We start from the raw sequence: 19842 nt of genomic DNA on the forward strand, positions 1-19842 counted from the left end.
TGTGAGAACCTTATGTACGTCATCAACCTGATCTACACCGCCCCGCTCGACCGTATCGACGACGCGCTGGACGCGCATCGCGCGTTTCTCGCGAAACAGTTCGACGCGGGCGTGTTCGTCGCGGCCGGACCGAAAGTGCCGCGCGACGGCGGCATCATCCTCGCGGTGCGCATCGAGCGGGACAGGCTGGACCGGATTCTCGCAAGCGATCCGTTCGCCGAGCAGAAGCTCGCGCGCTACGAGGTGACGGAGTTCAAAACGACACGTCTCGCGCCGGGGCTCAATTTGCCGATACCGGCCTGAGCGTAACGGGCTGGAAATTCACGAACCGGTGCGTGAGGAGTGCATGCGCACATCACATCGCGCACCGTGTTGCCGCAGTCGCGGAAACCGCAGCGGTCCCGCCTCAATCAAGCAGCAGCTTGATGTCATGCACCCACGGCGTCGCGCCCTGACCATCGCGCGCGAACAGACGCAGCTTGCCGTCCGTATCGAACACATAGCTCGCGGCCGTGTGGTCCATCGTATAGCTGTCGGGCGTCTTGCCCGGCACCTTCGCGTAGTAGACGCGGAAGTCCTTCGCGAGCTTGGCAAGCTGCTCCTCGCTGGCCGGGCGCAGGCCGACGAAGCTCGGATTGAATGCAGGCACGTATTGCGCGAGCAACTGCGGCGTATCGCGCTCGGGATCGACGGTGACGAAGAGTACCTGCACGCGCTTCGCGTCTTCCGGGCCGAGTTGCTGCAAGGCCTGCGACAGTTCGGCCATCGTCGTCGGGCAGACGTCCGGGCAATGCGTGTAGCCGAAGAACAGCACCACCACCTTGCCCTTGTAGTCCGCGAGCGTGCGGATCTTGCCGGACGTGTCGGGCAGCGAGAAATCGCTGGCGAATTGCGTGTTGCCGGTGATGTCGAGATTCGTGAAGGCCGGCGGTTGCTTGCCGCAGCCTGCCGCGAGCAACGCGCCGCCGAGCGCGCAAGCCATAACAGTGGCGCGCGCGACGCGCGCAAAGCGGTTCTTGAGCATGGTGTTACGCGCCGATCACGACACGTGCGTAGTGATCGATCAGCAGCGCGGCAAACAGCAGCGACAGATAGACGATCGAATAACGGAAGGTTCTGCGCGCGAGATCGTCCGAATATTTCCGGTAGATCTTCCACGCATAGGCGAGAAACACGGCGCCGAGCAGCACCGCCGCGCCAAGGTAGACGACACCGCTCATGCCGGAGATGAACGGCATCAGCGTGACCGCGAACAGGATCACCGTGTACAGCAGGATATGCAGGCGCGTGTACTTCTCGCCGTGCGTGTTCGGCAGCATCGGCAGACCGGCGTTTTCGTAGTCTTTACGGCGATACAGCGCGAGCGCCCAGAAATGCGGCGGCGTCCAGACGAAGATGATCAGCACGAGAATCCACGCATCGCCCGGCACATGGCCCGTGACCGCGGCCCAGCCGAGCGCCGGCGGCATGGCGCCCGAGGCGCCGCCGATCACGATGTTCTGCGGCGTGGCCGGTTTCAGCAGCAGCGTATAGATGACCGCATAGCCGACGAAGGTGGCGAGCGTGAGCCACATGGTCAGCGGATTGGCGAACGTGTAGAGCGTCCACATGCCGAGGCCGCCGAGCACGGCCGAGAACAGCAGGATCTGCACGGTGGTGATTTCGCCGCGCGCGGACGGGCGCCACGAGGTGCGGCGCATCTTGGCGTCGATCTGCTGCTCGACGAGACAGTTGATTGCGAACGCGGCGCCCGCGAGCAGCCAGATGCCGACGGTGCCGCCGATCAGCACGGCCCACGGGACCATGCCGGGCGTCGACAGGAACATGCCGATGACGGCGCAGAACACGGCGAGTTGCGTGACGCGCGGCTTCGTCAGGGCGATGTATTGGGAAACCCGGTTGCCGGGAGTTTGGGAGAGTGTCGTGCTGTCCATGTGAGTCACGCTGGCGCGGCATCGCGCGCAGGGAACACGGCGCGGCCGGGACGGCTATAAGCGATCCGAAAGTTTAACATAACGAGCAGCAGCAGCAGGATCGCGGCGCCGCCGTTATGGGCGACCGCAATCGGCAGCGGCCACTGCAGCACGATGTTCGACAGCCCCGTGATGAACTGGATCAGCACCACCAGCAGCACGCCGTTCGCGGGCCGCCGCAGCGACTCGAAGCGGCGCATTTTCAGCGCGAACCACACGAGATAGGCGATCACGACGAACGCGAACGTGCGATGCGTCCAGTGAATCGCGACGAGCGCGTCCTGCGTGATGACGTCGCCGTCGCCGGTCATGCCGAGCGCACGCCACAGGTGGAAGCCGTGCGCGAAGTCCATCGGCGGAATCCATTGGCCGTTGCAGGTCGGGAAGTCGGTGCACGCGAGCACCGCGTAGTTCGTGCTGACCCAGCCGCCGAGCGCGATCTGCAGCACCAGCAGCGCGAGACCGGCGAGCGCCGCCGCGCGCCAGCGCGCGGCCTCGGGCTCGTAGGCGGGCAGCGGAGTGAGCCGCGCGGCGAGCCAGCCGAGCGTGCCGAGCAGCGCGAGGCCGAGCAGCAGATGCGTCGTCACGATGATCGGTTGCAGCTTCATCGTCACGGTCCATGCGCCGAATGCCCCCTGCACCACGATCAGCAGCAGCAGCGAGGTCGGCCACCACGGCGACACATGCAGCGGACGGCGCTTGATGCGTGCGGTCCACGCAATGACCGTCTGCGCGATGATCAGCACGCCGATCGCCATCGCGAAATAGCGGTGGATCATTTCGATCCACGCCTTGGTCATGCTGACGGGCCCGGTCGGCATCGCCTGATAAGCGGCGGAAATCGCCGCATGCGCGATGAACGGCGACGACGTGCCATAGCAGCCCGGCCAGTCCGGGCAGCCGAGGCCCGAATCGGTGAGACGCGTGAAGCCGCCGAACATCACGAGATCGAGCGTGAGGAAGGTGGTAAGCCAGACCAGCTTGCGAAATTTGTTGTCGTCGGCCTTGACCCACACATAGGACAGCGGCAACAACGCGATACACAAGCCGATCAGGGCCAGTTGCAATACGAACATCTTTCTTACCCTGGTTGCGGCATCAGCCGATGCTCGACCATTTGAGCAGTTTGGTCACGTCACCCTTGATCTTGCTCGGGTTCGGATCTTTCGGAAAACGCATCATCAGGTTGCCGTTCGGATCGACCATGAAGATATGGTCGCTGAGCTGCGTGCCGGCGTCGACGGGCAGCCACGCGGCCACCTGTGCCGGGTCGGCGATCAGCATGTTGGTGTCGGGGTAGGCGGTTTGTATCACGTCGGCGACCTTGTCTGCGTCGGTGCGCAGCCACACTTCTACGACGCGCTCACGTTCCGGGCCTTGGGCTGCGCGGATTTGTCGCATGAAGTAGAGCTTCGTGACGCACGCTTTGTCGCACGCACTGCTGTCGACCGAGACCATGAGCCAGCGGCCGCGCAGCGAGGCGAGCTTGATTGGCTTGCCGTCCTCGCCGGTGACCACGAGCGAGCCGGGAATCGGCCGCTGCGGCTCGATCAGCGTGCCATAGCTCGTGCTGCCGCCGGTGGGCTTGACCACGTAGTACATGAAATACGACACGGCGATCGGCGCCGCGCCGATGATCACCAGCAGCAGCAGAATCCAGCGGCCGCGCCGCCACGAGCCCGTGCCGTTGGGCTGGCCGGGGATCGCTTTCGCGGTGGCGGGTTTGCCGGCTTGCGGCGAACGGGGAGTTTGAGTCGACACTACAGAACCTCTTCTCTTTCAATGATTTCGCGGTTGCCGGGCTGTTGGCGCGCGGCGGCTCGCACATGCACCACCGCATGCACCACATCACGCGCCCGGCACCTGCTCTTTTCTCGCCGCACGGCGCGCGGCATACAAACCGAACGCGAGCGCCGCGGCGGCCATACCCCACCACTGGAGCATGTAGCCATAGTTGCGCTCGACACCGGTGGTCGGCGCGGGCCAGTCGCGTACCAGTTTGTCGCCGTCGTCGCTCATTTGCTGGATCACGAACGATTGCAGCGGCAGCCCCGTTTCCGCGGCATACGCGGCGACATCGAGATTCTGCCGGATCCGCTGATGCGCGGCCGAGCCGCCCTGCCCCAACTCGAACGCGCGCGACGCATCGGCCCGCGCAATCCCTTCGATCTCGACCTCGCCTTGCGGCGTGGTATACGGCGCGATGGTCTCGCGGTTGCTCATGTTGCGCGGCAGCCAGCCGCGATTGACCAGCACGTAGCCGCCGTCGGTCAGTTTAAAAGGCATCACGACGTAAAAGCCCGGCTGGTCGTTATAGGGACGATTATCGAGGTACACGACCTTGTCCGCGACGAAACTGCCGCGCGCCTTCACGCGATGAAATTCGACGTCCTTCAGCGCAACCGGCGCGGCGCTCACCGGCGATGCGGGCGCGTTCTCGAATTGCGTGATGCGCGCCTCGAGCGCTTCCTTCTGATGCGCGCGGTCGCGCTGCCAGAAACCGAGCCGCACCGTCACGACGACCACCAGCAGGATCAGCAGCGCGGGAATCAGGCGAAACTTCATCGCACGCACTCCGTGATCGCATCGAGAGTCACCGGCAACCCACGGCAGATGCTCGCACGCGGTGCGATAATGAGCGTCTTGCCACTTCGCTTTCCGGTTTCAGTTGGTTCCATGCACATTATCGTTCCCATCGCCTTTGCTCTAATCATCGCCAGCATGGTGTCGGCGCTGTATTTCATGATGCACGACAAAGGCAAAACCAAGCGGATGGTCTGGTCGCTCGCCACGCGGGTGGGCCTGTCGATCTCGTTGTTCCTGTTCATCCTGTTCGCGCACTGGATGGGCTGGATTCAGTCGACCGGAATTCCTTACGGGCGCTGAGTCTGGCGCGCTAAAAGCGGCGCGCTGGATGCTGGTCTGCCGGGGCTCGTCTGCTGCTCGTCTGCTGCGTCAGTCCGCAAAATCCGGGTCGTCGATCTTGCGCATCGACTCCGCGGCACGGATCCTGATGCATCAGGCTTCAGACCACTCACGTCCCGAACGTCAGCAGCGAATTTCCGCGCCGCCAAACAAAACGCCGCCCCGACAGGTCGAGGGCGGCGCTGCACATACTTTGCATACTGCTCGTGCGCGCCGCCCGAAGGGCATTGCGCAAACGGCGCGCGCGTTCCGGCCAGCCGATGCGCGCGAGCCGGGCTGCGTTACAGCCAGTACACGACGACGTACAGCCCGAGCCACACGACGTCCACGAAGTGCCAGTACCAGGCCGCGCCTTCGAACGCGAAGTGATGCTCAGCCGTGAAGTGACCACGGATCAGACGCGCCAGCACCACAGCGAGCATCGTGCCGCCGAGGAACACGTGGAAGCCGTGGAAGCCCGTCAGCAGGAAGAACGTCGAACCGTAGATGCCCGACGCCAGCGTCAGATTCAGCTCGTTATACGCGTGGAAATATTCGAAGCCCTGCAGGAACAGGAAGCACACGCCCAGCACGAGCGTGGCGGCCAGCCAGGCGATCGCCTTCGTGCGATGGTTGTCGCGCAGCGCATGGTGCGAAACCGTCAGCGTCGCGCCCGAAGACAACAGCAGCGCCGTATTGATGGTAGGCACCGGCCACGGCTGCATCGACTTGTAGGTCGACACCAGATTCGCGGGACCGTTGTTCGGCCACACCGCAGAGAAATCCGGCCAGATCAGCTTGTAGTCGAGGCTGCCGAGCTGATGCAGCGCAATTTCGCGGGCATAGAAGAGCGCGCCGAAAAACGCGCCGAAGAACATCACTTCGGAGAAGATGAACCAGCTCATGCTCCAGCGATACGAGCGGTCGACGTTCTTGCCGTACATACCGCCTTCCGATTCGGCGATCGCGTCGCCGAACCAGTGCCAAAGCGTAAAGAGCAGCCACAACAAACCCGCGAAGACGCCGATCGGCGCCCAGCTCTGTTCGTTGATCCAGGCCGCAAGCGATCCGAGCATGACCAGCAACCCGGCAGCGGCGCTGATCGGATGCCGCGACGGATGCGGTACGAAATAGTACGGGCTCTCGTTTTGACCGCTCATTCTTGATTCTCCACTTCAGTCCAGTTGTTCCGGAATCTCCGGCTGTATCTTCGGCGGCGCGTCGATACCGCACCGCTTCACTCTAATTCGTGGGCTCTGCTGCTCCCGCTTTTGCCACGCTCGCCACGCTTCGTTCCGCTCCCGCGCTGCCTGCGCAAGCACGCGCCCTACCCCACCACGGCGCGCACGACGAGAATCAGCACGCCGATAAAAACCGCCGCACCGATCAGCGCCGCCGCGACCACATGCAGCGGATTGAGCTGCGCGGCGTCCGCTTCCAGATCGCGCCGCTTGCGCACGCCGAAAAACGACCAGAACACAGCGCGCATCGATTGCCCGAAACTGCTTTTGCGCGGACTGCTGCCGTTATCGCTCATCTCGTCCCGTCTTTCTTCGTCAACGGCTTACGCCGTCAGATCGGTCTGGCGGAGTTTGCCGCCGTATTTGCCGTGGGCGCCGCGCTGTCCGCGTTTGCCGCCGCCGGCGTGTCCAGTTCGAAGAACGTATACGACAGCGTGATCGTTTTCACGTCCTTCGGCAACTTCGTGTCTACCACGAACACCACCGGCATCCGCTTCGTTTCGTTCGCTTTCAACATCTGCTGCGTGAAGCAGAAACACTCGATCTTCCTGAAGTACTCGGTCGCCTGCTTCGGCGCGTAGCTCGGAATGGCCTGCGCGCGAATCGAGCGCGCCTGTTCGTTGCTGACTTCGTACATCACCGTCGTCACTTCGCCCGGATGCACGTCGAGACTGCGCTGCTCCGGCTTGAAGCCCAGCGGGCCGCGCGCGTTCGCATCGAATTCGATCGAAATCGTGCGGCTCATGTCGACCTGCGTGTTCTTCGCTTCGCGCGCCGAGACATCGCGCTGCACGAGGTTATTGATACCGGTGATCTGACAGATCGCGCGATACATCGGCACCAGCGCGAAACCGAACCCGAACATCATCACGGCGACGACGCACAGCTTGACCAGCATCGAACGGTTGAAAGAGCGGTCGGCCGGAGCCGGCGTTTGCGTCGACATTTCAATCCTCAACAAACCTGCAAGCAGACTTCAACGGTTGCGGCCGTGGCGTCTGCGTCAACCCAAACCGGTCAGCTACTAAACCAGCACTGCTTGACGATGACGCTCGCGAAAAACAACGCCGCAATCGTGAACATCACAAACCCTATCCGCCTGTTCCCCGCGCGAATCTGCTCCGGCGTACGTCTTTCCTGTGGATTGCGCGTCATGCTCGACTTTCTGAATGCTGTTCGTGACTGACAAGGCCGCCCTCGTGGCTGCCTCTCGAGGCGCCGGACTCGGGCGAGCGGCATGTCGCGCCGCCGGAATCCGGCACTTCGCCAAAAGAATGCTTACTCGACGGTCGGCGGATGCTCGAACGTGTGGAACGGAGCCGGGCTCGGCACGGTCCACTCGAGACCCGTTGCGCCGTCCCACGGCTTGTCGCCCGCTTCCACGTGCTCACCGCCGCCACGATAGGCCGGCAGCGCCACCGCGAACAGGAAGTAGACCTGCGACAGACCGAAGCCGAATGCGCCGATCGAGATCACCTGATTCCAGTCGGTGAACTGCGCCGGGTAGTCCGCATAACGACGCGGCATGCCTGCGAGACCGACGAAGTGCATCGGCAGGAACGCGAGGTTGAAGAAGAACATCGACGCCCAGAAGTGAATCTTGCCGCGCGTTTCGTTGTACATCCAGCCGGTCCACTTCGGTGACCAGTAGTACCACCCGGAGAACAGCGCGAATAGCGAACCCGCCACCAGCACGTAATGGAAATGCGCGACCACGAAATAGGTGCCGTGATACTGGATGTCGAGCGGCGCCATGGCGAGCATCAGACCCGACAGACCGCCGAACGTGAACACGATCAGGAAGCCCACCGCGAACAGCATCGGTGTTTCGAAGGAGAGCGAACCGCGCCACATCGTCGCAACCCAGTTGAACACCTTCACGCCGGTCGGCACGGCGATCAGCATCGTCGCGTACATGAAGAACAGCTGACCCGTCACCGGCATGCCCGTTGCGAACATGTGGTGCGCCCAGACCATGAACGACAGGATCGCGATCGACGACGTGGCGTACACCATCGAGCTATAGCCGAACAGCGGCTTGCGCGAGAACGCCGGGATCACCTGCGACACGATCCCGAACGCCGGCAAGATCATGATGTACACCTCGGGGTGCCCGAAGAACCAGAAGATGTGCTGGTACATGACCGGGTCGCCGCCGCCCGCCGCATTGAAGAACGACGTGCCGAAGTGGCGGTCGAACAGCACCATCGTGATCGCCCCCGCCAGAACCGGCATCACGGCGATCAGCAGGTACGCGGTGATGAGCCACGTCCACACGAACATCGGCATCTTCATCAGCGTGAGGCCGGGTGCGCGCATGTTCAGGATCGTCACGACGATGTTGATGCCGCCCATGATCGACGAAGCGCCCATCAGGTGGATCGCGAAAATCGCGAAGTCCATGCCCGGGCCCATCTGCGTGGAGAGCGGCGCGTAGAGCGTCCAGCCCGCGGCGGTCGCGCCGCCAGGAGCGAAGAACGAACCCACGAGCAGCACGGCAGCCACCGGCAGCAGCCAGAAGCTGAAGTTGTTCATGCGCGCGAAGGCCATGTCCGATGCGCCGATCTGCAGCGGCACCATCCAGTTCGCGAAGCCGACGAACGCCGGCATGATCGCGCCGAACACCATGATCAGCCCGTGCATGGTGGTCAACTGGTTGAAGAACTCGGGACGCATGATCTGCAGCCCAGGCTCGAACAGCTCGGCACGGATCATCAGCGCCATCACGCCCCCGGACAGGAACATGGTGAACGAGAAGATCAGGTACAGCGTACCGATGTCCTTGTGATTGGTTGCGAACAGCCAACGACGCCAACCGTGCGGCGTTTCGTGGGCATGGTCGCCGTGCACGTGCTCGTGGCCCGCGACTACATCGTGTCCGATGCTAGACATGACAATCTCCTAAAGCGAATTCTGCGGTGCTGACCATGAACACGTCAGGCCGCCGGGCTGATCTGAACACGCCGGGCTTCCTTCGCGTCGGTGCCGCCCGTGATCGTTTCCGGCTTCTTCAAAATAATATGATCTTCGGCAATGCCGGCTGCTTTCAGTGCGTCGCGCACGGCTTCCGCGCGATCCTTCGCGAGCTTCGCGTTGAGATCGGCTGAACCGGTGGCGTCGGTGAAGCCCGACAGCGTGAATTTCGCATCCGGATGCGCCTTCGCGTAGGCCGCGGCCGCGTCGACCGCCGCTTTCGCGTCGGCCGGCAGCGCGCTCTTGCCGGTATCGAAGTAGACGCTCGCCGGCAGCGTGGCCGACGCGGCAGCCGCGTTGTCCGGCGCAGCCGGCGCCGAGGTCGCTTCCGCGCCCGAAGCCGAGCCGCCCGCCGCGGCACCGGCCAGATGATTGCCGCCTTCCGGCAGCTTGCCGTTGCGCGCGTCAGCCACCTGCTTCGGCTGGAGAATGTCGCCGGTGTGGTTGCCCCACGAGTTACGTTCGTACGTGATCACCGAAGCGATTTCGACGTCGTTCAACGTCGGCGCCCACGAAGGCATCGCGTTCTTGCCCTTGAGCACGAGACTCACGTGCTCGGCGATCGGACCGTTGGCGATCTTGCTGCCGTCGAGCGCCGGGAATGCGCCCGCGCCCTTGCCGGTCGGCTGGTGGCAGACCGCGCAGTTCGCCGTGTACACCTTGGCGCCGCGCTCCATCAACTCGGCCATCGTGTAGGTCTTGTTCGGGTCGTCCTGGCCGGCGGCCATTTTCTGCTTCTGCACGTCGACCCACTTCGCGTAGTCGTCGGCGGACAGCACTTCGACCACGACCGGCATGAACGCGTGTTCCTTGCCGCACAGTTCGGTACAGAAGCCGCGGAACGTGCCGGTGCGGTTAGCCTTGAACCACGTGTCGCGCACGAAGCCCGGAATCGCGTCCTGCTTCACGCCGAAGGCCGGTACGTACCAGGAGTGGACCACGTCGTTCGCGGTGGTGATGATGCGGATTTTCTTGTCGACCGGCACCACGAGCGGGTTGTCGACTTCCTGCAGATAAAGCGTGCCGATCGGCTCGCGGCCGTCGGTCTGCGCACGTGGGGTGGCGAGCGTAGACAGGAAGTTGATGCCCTCGCCCGGACCCTTCACGTAGTCGTAGCCCCACTTCCACTGGTAGCCGGTGACCTTGATCGTGAGGTCGGCGTTCGAGGTGTCCTTCATCGCGACGACGGTCTTGGTGGCGGGCAGCGCCATCAGCACGACGATGACGAACGGCACGATCGTCCAGATGATTTCGACGGTGGTGCTTTCGTGGAAATTGGCTGCCTTGTGACCTTTCGATTTGCGGTGAGCAAAGACCGAATAGAACATCACCCCGAACACGCCGACGAAGATCACCGTGCAAAGAGCCAGCATGAACATGTGGAGGCTGAACAGCTCCTCGGCGATTCTCGTTGCAGGCGGCTGGAGATTGATCGCGTTGACGGCGGGGCCGCCGGGAGCATCGCCCACTGCCAGGGCCGCGCCGGCGAAAAGCAGTCCGCTTGTCGCCAGCACGCTCGTGAGCGCTCGCTTGATTGTTTTCATAGCTTCCTTACCCAAATTTTCCATTCAAACCCTCGACCCCGCTGGCAGCGTGTCTCGTGCGCCCCCTTGAACGCCGCATGCCCGGCACCACCTTAACAACGTGCCAGCCACATACGCAGCTCGCCTGCGAACTGCGCGCGCCGATTCTGCGCGAGATGTTGCCCGATCATGATCGTCTGGCCGCGCGAGATCAGCTTGATCTGGTCACGCGGCGTTGCGCCCGGCTCGATCCGCACCCAGCGCGGATTGAATTCGAACTGCGTAATCTGCTCGGCGCTGACCTGCTCGATCACGAGCCGGTTCGGAAACAACCGGACGCGCTCGTAATCGACAGCATGACGCGCATATATTGCAAACGCGATGCCTACCGCCAGCAATTCGATTCCAGTGAACGGCAACACCAGCCAGGCACCGACCAGAACCAGCATGAACGCAATTGCCAGCGAGAACAACGCAAGCGACACGTACAGACAGACGAACTGCCGCGGCGAGATCGAACAGTTGCGCTTCATGGTCCAGTCCTTGAGAACTGGGCCCGAATCCGCCAGCAGATGATCTGATGCGCCCATCGCTGCCTCCTGCGAATCGTCGCTTCCGGTCTGCCTTCTTCTACTTCCTCTACTGCCCGGATGCCCCTGCGGCCGCCGCTTTTGCCATGCGCCTTTGCATGACTTCCGCCACCACTTGCGACCGCTCCAAACACTACCGCGTCACCCCATGTCGCGGCTCTGCGTCTTGGGCTTGCCGCGCCAGATGTGGGAACTCCGGGCGACAAACTGACGCATTATAGGCGCGATCCATAGCATCCACAAGCAAGCCCCGATTGGCCCTCAAGCCAGGCGCGACAAGCCTTCGCGCCATTTTGCCCGGCGTTTTGCGGCTCTTTCGGAGAGCAAATCCCAGGCATAACAGATGTCCTCTTTACCGCTTCGACAACACCATTGCAATTGCGCCAAACCATCTGTCGACAACACTCCAGCAACGTGCTAACGACACGTCGACAACCGGCCTGTCTACGCCGGCGGCGCATGCCCGCACATACCGGCAACATACCGACAACACGCCGTCAATCCGCTAACGATGCTTGCCCGGACCGCGCCCGATGTCCTCGATCCGCACGATCCCATGTCCCTCGGCCGTGGTGCGCGGCACCGCCTTCCATGCGTGCCCATAGATCACCTCGAAGGTCAGCGCGATCGTGCCGTCGGCGCGCCGGCGCGCTTCGAGCGCGGCCAGCAGGGCCTTGTGCATTCTGCGCGCGACAGCGCCCGGCACTGTCGCGCGCTCGAACGGATACGCGCCCCAGCGACGCACATCAGCGAGCAGCGACTCGGGCGACTTATAGGTGATCGTGAGCGTCTCCTGGTCCATCACCGGAATCTCGAAACCGGCCTCGACGAGCATGTCGCCGAGATCATGCATGTCGACGAAGTCGATCACGTGCTTGCGCGAAGTGACGCCATGCGCCGCCTCGATTTCGGCATATGCGCCGCGTAATTCCTTGAGCGTATCAGGACCGAGCGTGCTGAACATCAGCAGCCCGTTCACCTTGAGTGCGCGCTGCCATTCGGGAAAGACGAGATCGGGCCGCGAGTGCCAATGCAACGCGAGATTGGACCAGATGAATTCGAATGCGCCGGCCGAGAACGGCAGCGCGGAGAAGTCGGCTTGCGCGAAACGCGGACCGCGCGCGCCGAGCGCCTTGCCGAGCGAGGCCGGCAAAAACCGCCGCCAGCTCGTATCGCCGGCATCGTGACGAAGCGCGCGCTTCAGCATGCCGTGGGACAGATCGCAGCCGAACACCGGCGCCTCGGGAAAGCGCTCGCGCAAAGCGGGGATGTCTTCGCCCGCGCCGCAGCCGGCATCGAGCACGCTCGCGGGCGCCACCTTGATGTAGTCGAGACGCTCTCTCATGCGCTGCGCGATCTCGCGCGGCAGGAAGGCCACCTCGTCGAAGGTTGCGGCGCGGCGGTCGAAAATACGCCTGAGGCGCCGGGAATCATAGGCCGGACGGCCAGATTGAGCGGATGTTGGGGACATGAGTGTCGTGCTGGCGTAGAGCCCGAAGTATACTCGTTCGCTTTCCGGCATTCAGCGCGAAAGGCCTTCGCGACCGCCCATCCGTGCGATTTCAATCATTTTCTTCGTCCTGTCGCAATCACGTCGCGCGTTTTACGCGCGGCCTGCATTCGGCATGGCCGCATGCGTTGCACGCCGCGCTGCCGAACCTTTGCGCGTTATGCGGCAATTTGTCGCATACGACGCTGTGCCACGGTTGCGACGCAGCCTACTGGAACGAAAGCCGCCTGCGCTGCACCGTATGCGCGGTGCCATTGCCCGCCACGCGATGGGCCTCTCGTGCGCACTATCGCTGCGCGGATTGCGTGGCCGAGCCGCCGCCGTTCGACGCGAGCTTCGCGCTCGCCGACTACCGCGCGCCGCTCGACACGCTCGCAGTGGGCCTCAAATTCCGCGCGCGGTTGATGCTCGCGCGCGAATTCGCGCAACGCCTCGCGCGGCTCGCGCAAGACGCTTCATCGCATGAAGCCGACTACCCGGACGTGATCGCACCGGTGCCGCTCGCCGGTCGCCGTCTCGCCGCGCGCGGCTACAACCAGGCCTGGCAGATCGCCAAACCGCTCGCACGCGCACTCGGCGTGCGCAGCAACGCCACGCTGCTGCAGCGAACGCTCGACACCACACCGCAGTCGCGGCTCGATCTCGAAGCGCGCCGGCAGAACGTCAGCCGCGCGTTTCGCGTCGCGCATGCGGTGCGCGGCCTGCATGTCGGCATCGTCGACGACGTGATGACGAGCGGCGCAACGCTCGAAGCGCTCGCACACACGCTGAAGGCCGCCGGCGCGCGGCGGGTCACGAACTTCGTCGCGCTGCGCACCCCCAAAAACTAGTCTCCGCGTGGTCCAGTTATGTTCAACGTCGTTCTCGTAGAACCAGAAATTCCGCCGAACACCGGCAACGTGATCCGCCTGTGCGCGAACACCGGCGCGCGGCTCCATCTGATCGAGCCGCTCGGCTTTCCGCTCGACGACGCCAAAATGCGGCGCGCCGGACTCGACTATCACGAGTACGCGCAAATGCACGTGCACGCCGATTGGGATGCGTTCATCGAGAAGGAAACGCCAGACCTCACGCGCATGTTCGCGTTCACGACGCGCGGCTCGGGGCGCTTTCACGACCATGTTTTCCAGTCCGGCGACTGGTTCGTGTTCGGCGCCGAAACGCGCGGCTTGCCGGACACGGTGCTCGAACACTTCCCGAACGAACAGCGCGTGCGTCTGCCGATGCGTCCCGGCAATCGCAGCCTGAATCTGTCGAACACCGTTGCGGTCGTCGTGTTCGAAGCCTGGCGTCAGGCCGGCTTCGAGGGCGGCGCCTGACGGCGTTCGAGTTCGGCTTCGTAGCGCGCGAACATCGCGCCGTCGAAACAGGCGAATACCACGTGGTCAATGCGCGGCGCGCGCGGCAAGGTGTCGAGCACGGCGGCGATTGCGATGCGCACGGCGTCGTCGGCGGGGAAACGGTAGATGCCGCAACTGATGGCCGGAAACGCAATGCTCCTGCAATGCGCGTCGTGCGCGATTTCGAGCGAACGCCGATAGCACGACGCGAGCAGATCGGCTTCGCCATGCGCGCCGCCGCGCCATACCGGGCCGACTGCGTGAATCACGTGCTTCGCGGGCAGGCGGTAGCCGCGGGTGAGTTTCGCGTCGCCGGTCGCGCAACCGCCGAGCGTTTCGCACTCGCGCAGCAGGTCCCGGCCAGCCGCGCGATGAATCGCGCCATCCACACCGCCGCCGCCCAGCAATGACGTATTCGCCGCGTTGACGATCGCATCGACCACGAGCGTCGTGATGTCGACCACGCGCGCTTCGAGCGAGCACGCTGCGTGACTGAGATTGAATGTGGGCATGGGAGCCTCGCGAATTCAGCCCTGCTATTCAGCCTTCGAATCGCGCCGCAGCAGCACGCTGACCGCATCACGCGGCGCCACGCCGTCGAACAGCACGGCACAGACCGCCTGCGTGATCGGCATCTCGATCGCGTGAGCGCGCGCGATCGCAAGCACGGCCTGCGCGCAACGCACGCCTTCGGCTACGTGACCGAGGCCGCCGAGGATGTCGTCGAGCGTGCGGCCCGCGGCGAGTTGCAGACCCACCGTGCGGTTGCGCGACAGATCGCCGGTGGCGGTCAGAATCAGATCGCCGAGACCGGTCAGACCCGTGAACGTTTCCGCACGCCCGCCGAGGGTCACGCCGAGGCGCGACATTTCGGCGAGCCCACGCGTGACCAGCGCCGCGCGCGCGTTGAGACCGAGCCCGAGGCCATCGGCGATGCCGGTGGCAATCGCGAGCACGTTTTTCACCGCGCCACCCACTTCCACACCGACGACGTCGTCACCGGTATAGATGCGCATCGCGTCGTGATGGAACGCCGCGACCGTGCGCTCGCGGCACGCCGCCGACGCGCTCGCGATGGTCAGCGCGACCGGCAGGCCCTGCCCGACTTCGCGCGCGAAGCTCGGCCCGGACAGTACGCCGTTGCTCGCATGATCCGGCAGTTCGGCCGCGACGACCTGATGCGGCAGCAACTGCGAGTCGGCTTCGAAACCCTTGCACAACCACACGACATGCGCCGGCACCTTGCCCGCGTCGCGCATCGTGCGCAGGAGACCGCGCAGGCCGGCGACCGGCGTCGCGACAACGCACAGGGCGTGGTCGGCGAGCGCGTGATCGAGCGCCGCGCCGAGGTCCGCTTCATAGCGAAGCGTCGGCGGCAACGCGACGCCCGCCAGATAGCGGGCGTTTTCGTGCGCAGTGGAAAGCTCGGCGATGAGCGCGGACTCGCGCGCCCACAACACCGTGTCGTGCCTCGAGGCCAGATGGCCGGCGAGGGCGGTGCCCCATGCGCCGGCGCCGAGAACGGCAACTTTCATAGCCGGCGCTGCGTGCGGCGCGTTAATGCGTGACGCCGTTTTGCGCCGCGCCTTGCTGAGCCGCGCCCAGTTGCGCGAGACGCTGCTCGTACAGGGCCTGGAAGTTGATCTCGGCGAGGTGGATCGGCGGGAAGCCCGCGCGGGTGATCGCGTCGGCGATGTTCGAGCGCAGGTACGGGAACAGGATGGTCGGGCATGCAATGCCGACGAGCGGATCGATCTGCTCGGCGGGAATGTTGCGAATGTCGAAAATGCCGGCCTGCTTGGCTTCGATCAGGAACGCGACCTTGTCCGACACCTTGGCCGTGACCGTGCCCGTCACGAGGATTTCGAACACGGTCTCCGCGAGGCGCTCGGCCTTCACGTCGACTTCAACTTCGACCGCCGGCATTTCCTGTTCGAGGAAGATAGCCGGCGAATTCGGCTGCTCGAGCGACATGTCCTTCAGGTAGATGCGCTGGATGTTGAAGAACGGCTGGTTATTCTCGTCGGACATGATTGTGTGATTCCCTGATAGGTATGCATAGCGGCAGCCCATGCAGGCATGGACCGCCAGATTGTTGCGACGGAGCGCGCCCCTGAGGGGGCGTGCATGCGCCGGCTTGTCGAGTCGTCCGCCCGCTCGCGCGACGCGGGACGCGCGAACTCAGGCTGCTTCGAGCAGCGGCGTCAGACCGCCCGCGCGATCGAGCGCTGACAGGTCATCATAGCCGCCCACATGCGTCTCGCCGATGAACACCTGCGGCACCGTGCGACGACCGGTGCGGGTCATCATCTCCTCACGACGGGCCGGGTCCTTGTCGATCAGTACCTTCTCGACGTGCTCGACGCCGCGCGACTTTAAAAGACGTTCGGCCATCTGGCAATACGGGCACACCTGGGTGCTGTACATGATCACTTTGTTCACTTAACCGCTCCTTGTTTCACAACCGGCATGCCGGCTTTCTGCCAGGCGTCGACACCGCCTTCGAGAACATGGACTTCCGCGTATCCCGCTTCCTGCACGATACGCGCTGCCTTGTTCGACTGCTGGCCGGTTTGACACACCAGCAGCACCGGGTTGCTCTTGTTCTTCGCGAGTTGCGCGACTTTCGTCTGCAATTCCGCGAGTTCGAAGTGCCGTGCCGAAGGCAGATGCCCTTTGGCGTAATCGGCGGACGGCCGCAGATCGATGACCGCCGCGTTGCGCCGGTTGATCAGCTGGGTGGCTTCGGCAGCCGAGAGGCCGCCGCGCCCGCGCCGGCTGATGGTCGGCCACAGAAGCAACCCACCGGAGATGAGGACGACTGCGATCAGTACAAGGTTTATGTAATCGGTGAAGAACTTCACTGAAAATCCGCCGGAAAGAGAGAAATCGGAAAGGGCAATCCAGCCATTATAAAATAACCGTTTGACGCGATGGCGGCGCTCCCCTGGATGCGCCGCTCAGCGCCTCACCGCTTCCTCACTACCGACCGGCAATTCTCATGTACAAACTCGTTCTCATCCGCCACGGCGAATCGACGTGGAACAAGGAAAACCGCTTCACCGGCTGGGTCGACGTCGACCTCACCGAGCAGGGCAACCGTGAAGCACAGCAGGCGGGCGTGCTGCTGAAGGAATCGGGCTACACGTTCGACATTGCGTACACGTCGGTGCTCAAGCGCGCAATCCGCACGCTGTGGCACGTGCAGGACAAGATGGACCTGATGTACCTGCCGGTCGTGCATTCGTGGCGCCTGAACGAGCGCCACTACGGCGCGCTGTCGGGCCTGAACAAGGCGGAAACCGCCGCGAAGTTCGGCGACGAGCAGGTGCTCGTCTGGCGCCGCAGCTACGACACGCCGCCGCCCGCGCTGGAGCCGACCGACGAGCGCGCGCCGTACGCCGACCCGCGTTACGCCAAGGTGCCGCGCGAACAGCTGCCGCTCACCGAGTGCCTGAAAGATACGGTCGCGCGCGTTCTGCCGCTGTGGAACGAGTCGATCGCGCCGGCCATCAAATCGGGCCGCAGCATCCTGATCGCCGCGCACGGCAACTCGATCCGCGCGCTCGTCAAGTATCTCGACAACATCTCGGACAACGACATCGTCGGCCTCAACATTCCGAACGGCGTGCCGCTCGTTTATGAACTCGACGAGAACCTGAAGCCGATCAAGCACTACTATCTCGGAGACCAGGAAGCGATCGCGAAGGCGCAAGCCGCGGTCGCGAGCCAGGGCAAGGCGGGCTGATCGCGCCGACCGTACGGCCCCGCCCGACAACGCGCGAGGCCGCACGGAGCCGAGGAGGTCCGGCAGGAAATACTGTTTTGCGAGTCGTGGCCGGAGTCGCGGGCCGTGCCGGGCTGGCCTTGCAGTTGGTGGTGCTGGGTTGGCCTTGCACCGGGCTCGTGGCGGCGTTACGGCAGGCGGCCGCGGCAGGCCGTCGAATGTGACTGCGCACGACTTCGCCATCCGCGAGCCGGATCTCGCGAACCAGGGCCTTCCCGTACTGTCGAATCACGATTGCCTGCACCGCGCCCTGAGCAGGCGGGTGTGCAGTTATACTTGTCCGTCCAATCTTTATCGACGCTGCCACGCGCTTCCGACCCGCAACAGACTCCATATGCGAAAGAACCTGAAAAATATCGGCCTGATTGCCGCGGGCCTGGCTACCGGTGTCCTTGCCACCCTGCAATTCTCCGCCTCGGCCGAGCAACCCGCGAGCGCCGCAGTCGCACCCCTGCCGCTAGACCAGCTCAGGCTCTTTGCCGAAGTGTTCGGGCAGATCAAGCACGAATACGTCGAACCGGTCGACGACAAAAAGCTCCTCACCGCCGCGATCAAGGGCATGGTGTCGAGCCTCGACCCGCACTCGTCGTATCTCGACAAGACCGATTACCAGGAGCTGCAGGAGCAGACCAAGGGCCGCTTCGCGGGCCTCGGCATCGAGATTTCGTCCGAAGACGGCCTGATCAAGGTGATCTCGCCGATCGAAGACACACCCGCGTTTCGCGCCGGCATCCGTCCGGGCGACCTGATTACGCGCATCAACGACAAGCCCGTGCGCGGCATGACGCTCGACCAGGCGGTCAAGCAGATGCGCGGCGACCCGGGCACCAAGGTCACGCTCACGATCTTCCGCAAGACCGACGACCGCACGTTCCCGCTCACGGTTACGCGCGCGATCATCAAGGTGCAGTCGGTCAAGGGCAAGATCATTGCGCCGGGATTCGCGTATGTCCGCATTACGAGCTTCCAGGAACGCACCACGCCTGATCTCGCCGCCAAGCTGCAAGACCTCGCGCGCCAGGAGCCGAACCTGAAGGGCCTCATCCTCGATCTGCGCAACAACGGCGGCGGTCTGCTGCAAAGCGCGGTCGGCGTGGCCGGCGCGTTCCTGCCGCCGGATTCGGTGGTGGTGTCCACCAACGGCCAGATCCCGGATTCGAAGCAGATCTACCGCGACACGTACGACAACTACCGCCTGCAATCCTTCGACAGCGATCCGCTCAAAGACGTCCCGGCCATCTTCAAGACCGTGCCGATGATCGTGCTGACCAACGCGTACTCTGCGTCGGCGTCGGAAATCGTCGCGGGCGCGCTGCAGGACCAGCACCGCGCGCTGATCCTCGGCAAGACCACGTTCGGCAAGGGTTCGGTGCAAACCGTGCGGCCCATGACGGCTGACACCGCGCTGCGCCTGACCACCGCGTACTACTACACGCCGAGCGGCCGTTCGATCCAGAACAAGGGTATCCGCCCCGACATCCCGGTCGACCAGTACGCGGACGGCGATCCGGACGACGCGCTCGTGACCCGCGAAGTCGACTACTCGAATCACCTGGCGAACACGCAGGATCCGAACGAGAAGAAGGAAGCGGAGCAGCGCGAGCAGGAGCGCATGGAACAACTGCGTCAGCTCGAAGAGCAGAACGACAAGAAGACGCCGGAACAGCGCCAGAAGGATCGTGACCGCAAGCCGGTGGAATTCGGCTCGAACGACGACTTCATGATGCAACAGGCGCTCGACAAGCTCGAGGGCAAGCCGGTTCAGGAATCGAAGTCGCTGATGGAGCGCCGTCTCGCGCAGGACAAGCCGGCCACGTCGGCCTCCGCGCCGGTCGCGGTGAAGCCGACGCAACCGGTGCCGGGCGCGTCGGGTCCGGCACCGGCCTCGGCTCCGGCCACGCAAGGCAAGTAAGCAGTCAAGCGCGCGTGTCTTCGCAGCGAATCGTGCTGCGAAGACACGCGCGCAGCTTCCCGAGAAAGGCGCGGCTCGACTGACGGCAC

The 19842-nt window shown here is 64.0% G+C and carries 24 protein-coding genes; 6 read left to right on the plus strand and 18 right to left on the minus strand.

Features of this window, described 5'->3' with window-relative positions; translation table 11 throughout:
• Positions 1 to 12 precede the first annotated feature (12 nt).
• Positions 13 to 303 (plus strand): YciI family protein, encoded by a 291-nt coding sequence (locus B9Z01_RS09515; RefSeq protein WP_085482277.1) that lies wholly within the window; start codon positions 13 to 15, stop codon positions 301 to 303.
• Between the two features lie 103 nt (positions 304 to 406).
• Here the strand turns inward: B9Z01_RS09515 and B9Z01_RS09520 are convergent, their stop codons facing one another.
• The 5 genes from B9Z01_RS09520 to B9Z01_RS09540 form a co-directional block, all read right to left on the minus strand.
• A complete protein-coding gene (locus B9Z01_RS09520; RefSeq protein ID WP_085482279.1) occupies positions 407 to 1024 on the minus strand; it encodes an SCO family protein in 618 nt (205 codons plus the stop codon).
• A 4-nt stretch (positions 1025 to 1028) separates the two neighbouring features.
• On the minus strand, positions 1029 to 1934 hold the full coding sequence (gene cyoE, locus B9Z01_RS09525; protein ID WP_085482281.1) for a heme o synthase: 906 nt from the start codon (positions 1932 to 1934) through the stop codon (positions 1029 to 1031).
• A 5-nt stretch (positions 1935 to 1939) separates the two neighbouring features.
• On the minus strand, positions 1940 to 3049 hold the full coding sequence (locus B9Z01_RS09530; protein ID WP_085482283.1) for a COX15/CtaA family protein: 1110 nt from the start codon (positions 3047 to 3049) through the stop codon (positions 1940 to 1942).
• A 22-nt stretch (positions 3050 to 3071) separates the two neighbouring features.
• Positions 3072 to 3734 carry an SCO family protein gene (locus B9Z01_RS09535; RefSeq protein WP_085482285.1) on the minus strand — a complete coding sequence of 221 codons (663 nt, stop codon included), beginning with the start codon at positions 3732 to 3734 and terminating at the stop codon, positions 3072 to 3074.
• 87 nt (positions 3735 to 3821) lie between these two features.
• Positions 3822 to 4538: an SURF1 family protein gene (locus tag B9Z01_RS09540; protein WP_085482287.1), complete on the minus strand. Its 717-nt coding sequence runs from the start codon at positions 4536 to 4538 to the stop codon at positions 3822 to 3824.
• Between the two features lie 111 nt (positions 4539 to 4649).
• Between B9Z01_RS09540 and B9Z01_RS09545 the strand changes: the two genes are divergently transcribed.
• Positions 4650 to 4859 (plus strand): twin transmembrane helix small protein, encoded by a 210-nt coding sequence (locus B9Z01_RS09545; protein WP_008921867.1) that lies wholly within the window; start codon positions 4650 to 4652, stop codon positions 4857 to 4859.
• Positions 4860 to 5179: 320 nt separating this feature from the next.
• Here the strand turns inward: B9Z01_RS09545 and B9Z01_RS09550 are convergent, their stop codons facing one another.
• From B9Z01_RS09550 to B9Z01_RS09580, 8 genes are all read right to left on the minus strand, one after another.
• Positions 5180 to 6037 (minus strand): cytochrome c oxidase subunit 3, encoded by an 858-nt coding sequence (locus tag B9Z01_RS09550; protein WP_085482289.1) that lies wholly within the window; start codon positions 6035 to 6037, stop codon positions 5180 to 5182.
• Positions 6038 to 6204: 167 nt separating this feature from the next.
• Positions 6205 to 6414, minus strand: coding sequence for a DUF2970 domain-containing protein (locus B9Z01_RS09555; RefSeq protein WP_085482291.1), 210 nt, complete (start codon positions 6412 to 6414; stop codon positions 6205 to 6207).
• A 35-nt stretch (positions 6415 to 6449) separates the two neighbouring features.
• Positions 6450 to 7064 carry a cytochrome c oxidase assembly protein gene (locus tag B9Z01_RS09560; protein ID WP_085482293.1) on the minus strand — a complete coding sequence of 205 codons (615 nt, stop codon included), beginning with the start codon at positions 7062 to 7064 and terminating at the stop codon, positions 6450 to 6452.
• 71 nt (positions 7065 to 7135) lie between these two features.
• Positions 7136 to 7273 carry a cytochrome oxidase small assembly protein gene (locus B9Z01_RS36140; RefSeq protein ID WP_244195972.1) on the minus strand — a complete coding sequence of 46 codons (138 nt, stop codon included), beginning with the start codon at positions 7271 to 7273 and terminating at the stop codon, positions 7136 to 7138.
• 123 nt (positions 7274 to 7396) lie between these two features.
• Positions 7397 to 9010 (minus strand): cytochrome c oxidase subunit I, encoded by a 1614-nt coding sequence (gene ctaD / locus B9Z01_RS09565; protein WP_085482295.1) that lies wholly within the window; start codon positions 9008 to 9010, stop codon positions 7397 to 7399.
• A gap of 44 nt (positions 9011 to 9054) precedes the next feature.
• Positions 9055 to 10659 (minus strand): cytochrome c oxidase subunit II, encoded by a 1605-nt coding sequence (gene coxB / locus B9Z01_RS09570; RefSeq protein ID WP_085482297.1) that lies wholly within the window; start codon positions 10657 to 10659, stop codon positions 9055 to 9057.
• Between the two features lie 68 nt (positions 10660 to 10727).
• Positions 10728 to 11204 (minus strand): DUF2244 domain-containing protein, encoded by a 477-nt coding sequence (locus B9Z01_RS09575; RefSeq protein WP_085482299.1) that lies wholly within the window; start codon positions 11202 to 11204, stop codon positions 10728 to 10730.
• Between the two features lie 505 nt (positions 11205 to 11709).
• Positions 11710 to 12675: a methyltransferase domain-containing protein gene (locus B9Z01_RS09580; protein ID WP_085482301.1), complete on the minus strand. Its 966-nt coding sequence runs from the start codon at positions 12673 to 12675 to the stop codon at positions 11710 to 11712.
• 83 nt (positions 12676 to 12758) lie between these two features.
• On the opposite strand from B9Z01_RS09580, the gene B9Z01_RS09585 reads away from it, so the two are divergent.
• Both B9Z01_RS09585 and trmL read left to right on the plus strand, forming a co-directional pair.
• Positions 12759 to 13544: a ComF family protein gene (locus B9Z01_RS09585; protein ID WP_085482303.1), complete on the plus strand. Its 786-nt coding sequence runs from the start codon at positions 12759 to 12761 to the stop codon at positions 13542 to 13544.
• Between the two features lie 18 nt (positions 13545 to 13562).
• A complete protein-coding gene (gene trmL, locus B9Z01_RS09590) occupies positions 13563 to 14033 on the plus strand; it encodes a tRNA (uridine(34)/cytosine(34)/5-carboxymethylaminomethyluridine(34)-2'-O)-methyltransferase TrmL (RefSeq protein ID WP_085482305.1) in 471 nt (156 codons plus the stop codon).
• Here trmL and B9Z01_RS09595 read toward each other — a convergent pair.
• From B9Z01_RS09595 to B9Z01_RS09615, 5 genes are all read right to left on the minus strand, one after another.
• Positions 14006 to 14566 carry an O-acetyl-ADP-ribose deacetylase gene (locus tag B9Z01_RS09595; RefSeq protein ID WP_085482307.1) on the minus strand — a complete coding sequence of 187 codons (561 nt, stop codon included), beginning with the start codon at positions 14564 to 14566 and terminating at the stop codon, positions 14006 to 14008. The genes trmL and B9Z01_RS09595 overlap by 28 nt on opposite strands.
• Before the next feature lie 24 nt (positions 14567 to 14590).
• Positions 14591 to 15589 carry an NAD(P)H-dependent glycerol-3-phosphate dehydrogenase gene (locus tag B9Z01_RS09600; protein WP_085482309.1) on the minus strand — a complete coding sequence of 333 codons (999 nt, stop codon included), beginning with the start codon at positions 15587 to 15589 and terminating at the stop codon, positions 14591 to 14593.
• Positions 15590 to 15611: 22 nt separating this feature from the next.
• Positions 15612 to 16085, minus strand: a complete 474-nt coding sequence (gene secB, locus B9Z01_RS09605) for a protein-export chaperone SecB (protein ID WP_085482311.1) — start codon at positions 16083 to 16085, stop codon at positions 15612 to 15614.
• A 150-nt stretch (positions 16086 to 16235) separates the two neighbouring features.
• Positions 16236 to 16496, minus strand: a complete 261-nt coding sequence (grxC, locus tag B9Z01_RS09610; RefSeq protein WP_013088272.1) for a glutaredoxin 3 — start codon at positions 16494 to 16496, stop codon at positions 16236 to 16238.
• Positions 16493 to 16918 carry a rhodanese-like domain-containing protein gene (locus B9Z01_RS09615; RefSeq protein ID WP_085482313.1) on the minus strand — a complete coding sequence of 142 codons (426 nt, stop codon included), beginning with the start codon at positions 16916 to 16918 and terminating at the stop codon, positions 16493 to 16495. Before B9Z01_RS09615 ends, grxC begins: the two co-directional genes overlap by 4 nt.
• Positions 16919 to 17055: 137 nt before the next feature.
• On the opposite strand from B9Z01_RS09615, the gene gpmA reads away from it, so the two are divergent.
• Both gpmA and B9Z01_RS09625 read left to right on the plus strand, forming a co-directional pair.
• A complete protein-coding gene (gene gpmA / locus B9Z01_RS09620; protein WP_085482315.1) occupies positions 17056 to 17802 on the plus strand; it encodes a 2,3-diphosphoglycerate-dependent phosphoglycerate mutase in 747 nt (248 codons plus the stop codon).
• Between the two features lie 373 nt (positions 17803 to 18175).
• A complete protein-coding gene (locus B9Z01_RS09625; RefSeq protein WP_085482317.1) occupies positions 18176 to 19753 on the plus strand; it encodes a S41 family peptidase in 1578 nt (525 codons plus the stop codon).
• Positions 19754 to 19842: the final 89 nt, after the last annotated feature.

Source organism: Paraburkholderia susongensis, from assembly GCF_900177725.1.
GTDB classification, from domain to species: Bacteria; Pseudomonadota; Gammaproteobacteria; order Burkholderiales; family Burkholderiaceae; genus Paraburkholderia; species Paraburkholderia susongensis.

What these genes read in the sequence shown, in the direction of transcription:
- B9Z01_RS09515 (WP_085482277.1), top strand. Translation starts at nt 13, where the DNA reads ATGTACGTCATCAACCTGATCTACACCGCCCCGCTCGACCGTATCGAC.
- B9Z01_RS09520 (WP_085482279.1), bottom strand. Translation starts at nt 1,024, where the DNA reads ATGCTCAAGAACCGCTTTGCGCGCGTCGCGCGCGCCACTGTTATGGCT.
- cyoE (WP_085482281.1), bottom strand. Translation starts at nt 1,934, where the DNA reads ATGGACAGCACGACACTCTCCCAAACTCCCGGCAACCGGGTTTCCCAA.
- B9Z01_RS09530 (WP_085482283.1), bottom strand. Translation starts at nt 3,049, where the DNA reads ATGTTCGTATTGCAACTGGCCCTGATCGGCTTGTGTATCGCGTTGTTG.
- B9Z01_RS09540 (WP_085482287.1), bottom strand. Translation starts at nt 4,538, where the DNA reads ATGAAGTTTCGCCTGATTCCCGCGCTGCTGATCCTGCTGGTGGTCGTC.
- B9Z01_RS09545 (WP_008921867.1), top strand. Translation starts at nt 4,650, where the DNA reads ATGCACATTATCGTTCCCATCGCCTTTGCTCTAATCATCGCCAGCATG.
- B9Z01_RS09550 (WP_085482289.1), bottom strand. Translation starts at nt 6,037, where the DNA reads ATGAGCGGTCAAAACGAGAGCCCGTACTATTTCGTACCGCATCCGTCG.
- B9Z01_RS09555 (WP_085482291.1), bottom strand. Translation starts at nt 6,414, where the DNA reads ATGAGCGATAACGGCAGCAGTCCGCGCAAAAGCAGTTTCGGGCAATCG.
- B9Z01_RS09560 (WP_085482293.1), bottom strand. Translation starts at nt 7,064, where the DNA reads ATGTCGACGCAAACGCCGGCTCCGGCCGACCGCTCTTTCAACCGTTCG.
- B9Z01_RS36140 (WP_244195972.1), bottom strand. Translation starts at nt 7,273, where the DNA reads ATGACGCGCAATCCACAGGAAAGACGTACGCCGGAGCAGATTCGCGCG.
- ctaD (WP_085482295.1), bottom strand. Translation starts at nt 9,010, where the DNA reads ATGTCTAGCATCGGACACGATGTAGTCGCGGGCCACGAGCACGTGCAC.
- coxB (WP_085482297.1), bottom strand. Translation starts at nt 10,659, where the DNA reads ATGGAAAATTTGGGTAAGGAAGCTATGAAAACAATCAAGCGAGCGCTC.
- B9Z01_RS09575 (WP_085482299.1), bottom strand. Translation starts at nt 11,204, where the DNA reads ATGGGCGCATCAGATCATCTGCTGGCGGATTCGGGCCCAGTTCTCAAG.
- B9Z01_RS09580 (WP_085482301.1), bottom strand. Translation starts at nt 12,675, where the DNA reads ATGTCCCCAACATCCGCTCAATCTGGCCGTCCGGCCTATGATTCCCGG.
- trmL (WP_085482305.1), top strand. Translation starts at nt 13,563, where the DNA reads ATGTTCAACGTCGTTCTCGTAGAACCAGAAATTCCGCCGAACACCGGC.
- B9Z01_RS09595 (WP_085482307.1), bottom strand. Translation starts at nt 14,566, where the DNA reads ATGCCCACATTCAATCTCAGTCACGCAGCGTGCTCGCTCGAAGCGCGC.
- B9Z01_RS09600 (WP_085482309.1), bottom strand. Translation starts at nt 15,589, where the DNA reads ATGAAAGTTGCCGTTCTCGGCGCCGGCGCATGGGGCACCGCCCTCGCC.
- secB (WP_085482311.1), bottom strand. Translation starts at nt 16,085, where the DNA reads ATGTCCGACGAGAATAACCAGCCGTTCTTCAACATCCAGCGCATCTAC.
- gpmA (WP_085482315.1), top strand. Translation starts at nt 17,056, where the DNA reads ATGTACAAACTCGTTCTCATCCGCCACGGCGAATCGACGTGGAACAAG.
- B9Z01_RS09625 (WP_085482317.1), top strand. Translation starts at nt 18,176, where the DNA reads ATGCGAAAGAACCTGAAAAATATCGGCCTGATTGCCGCGGGCCTGGCT.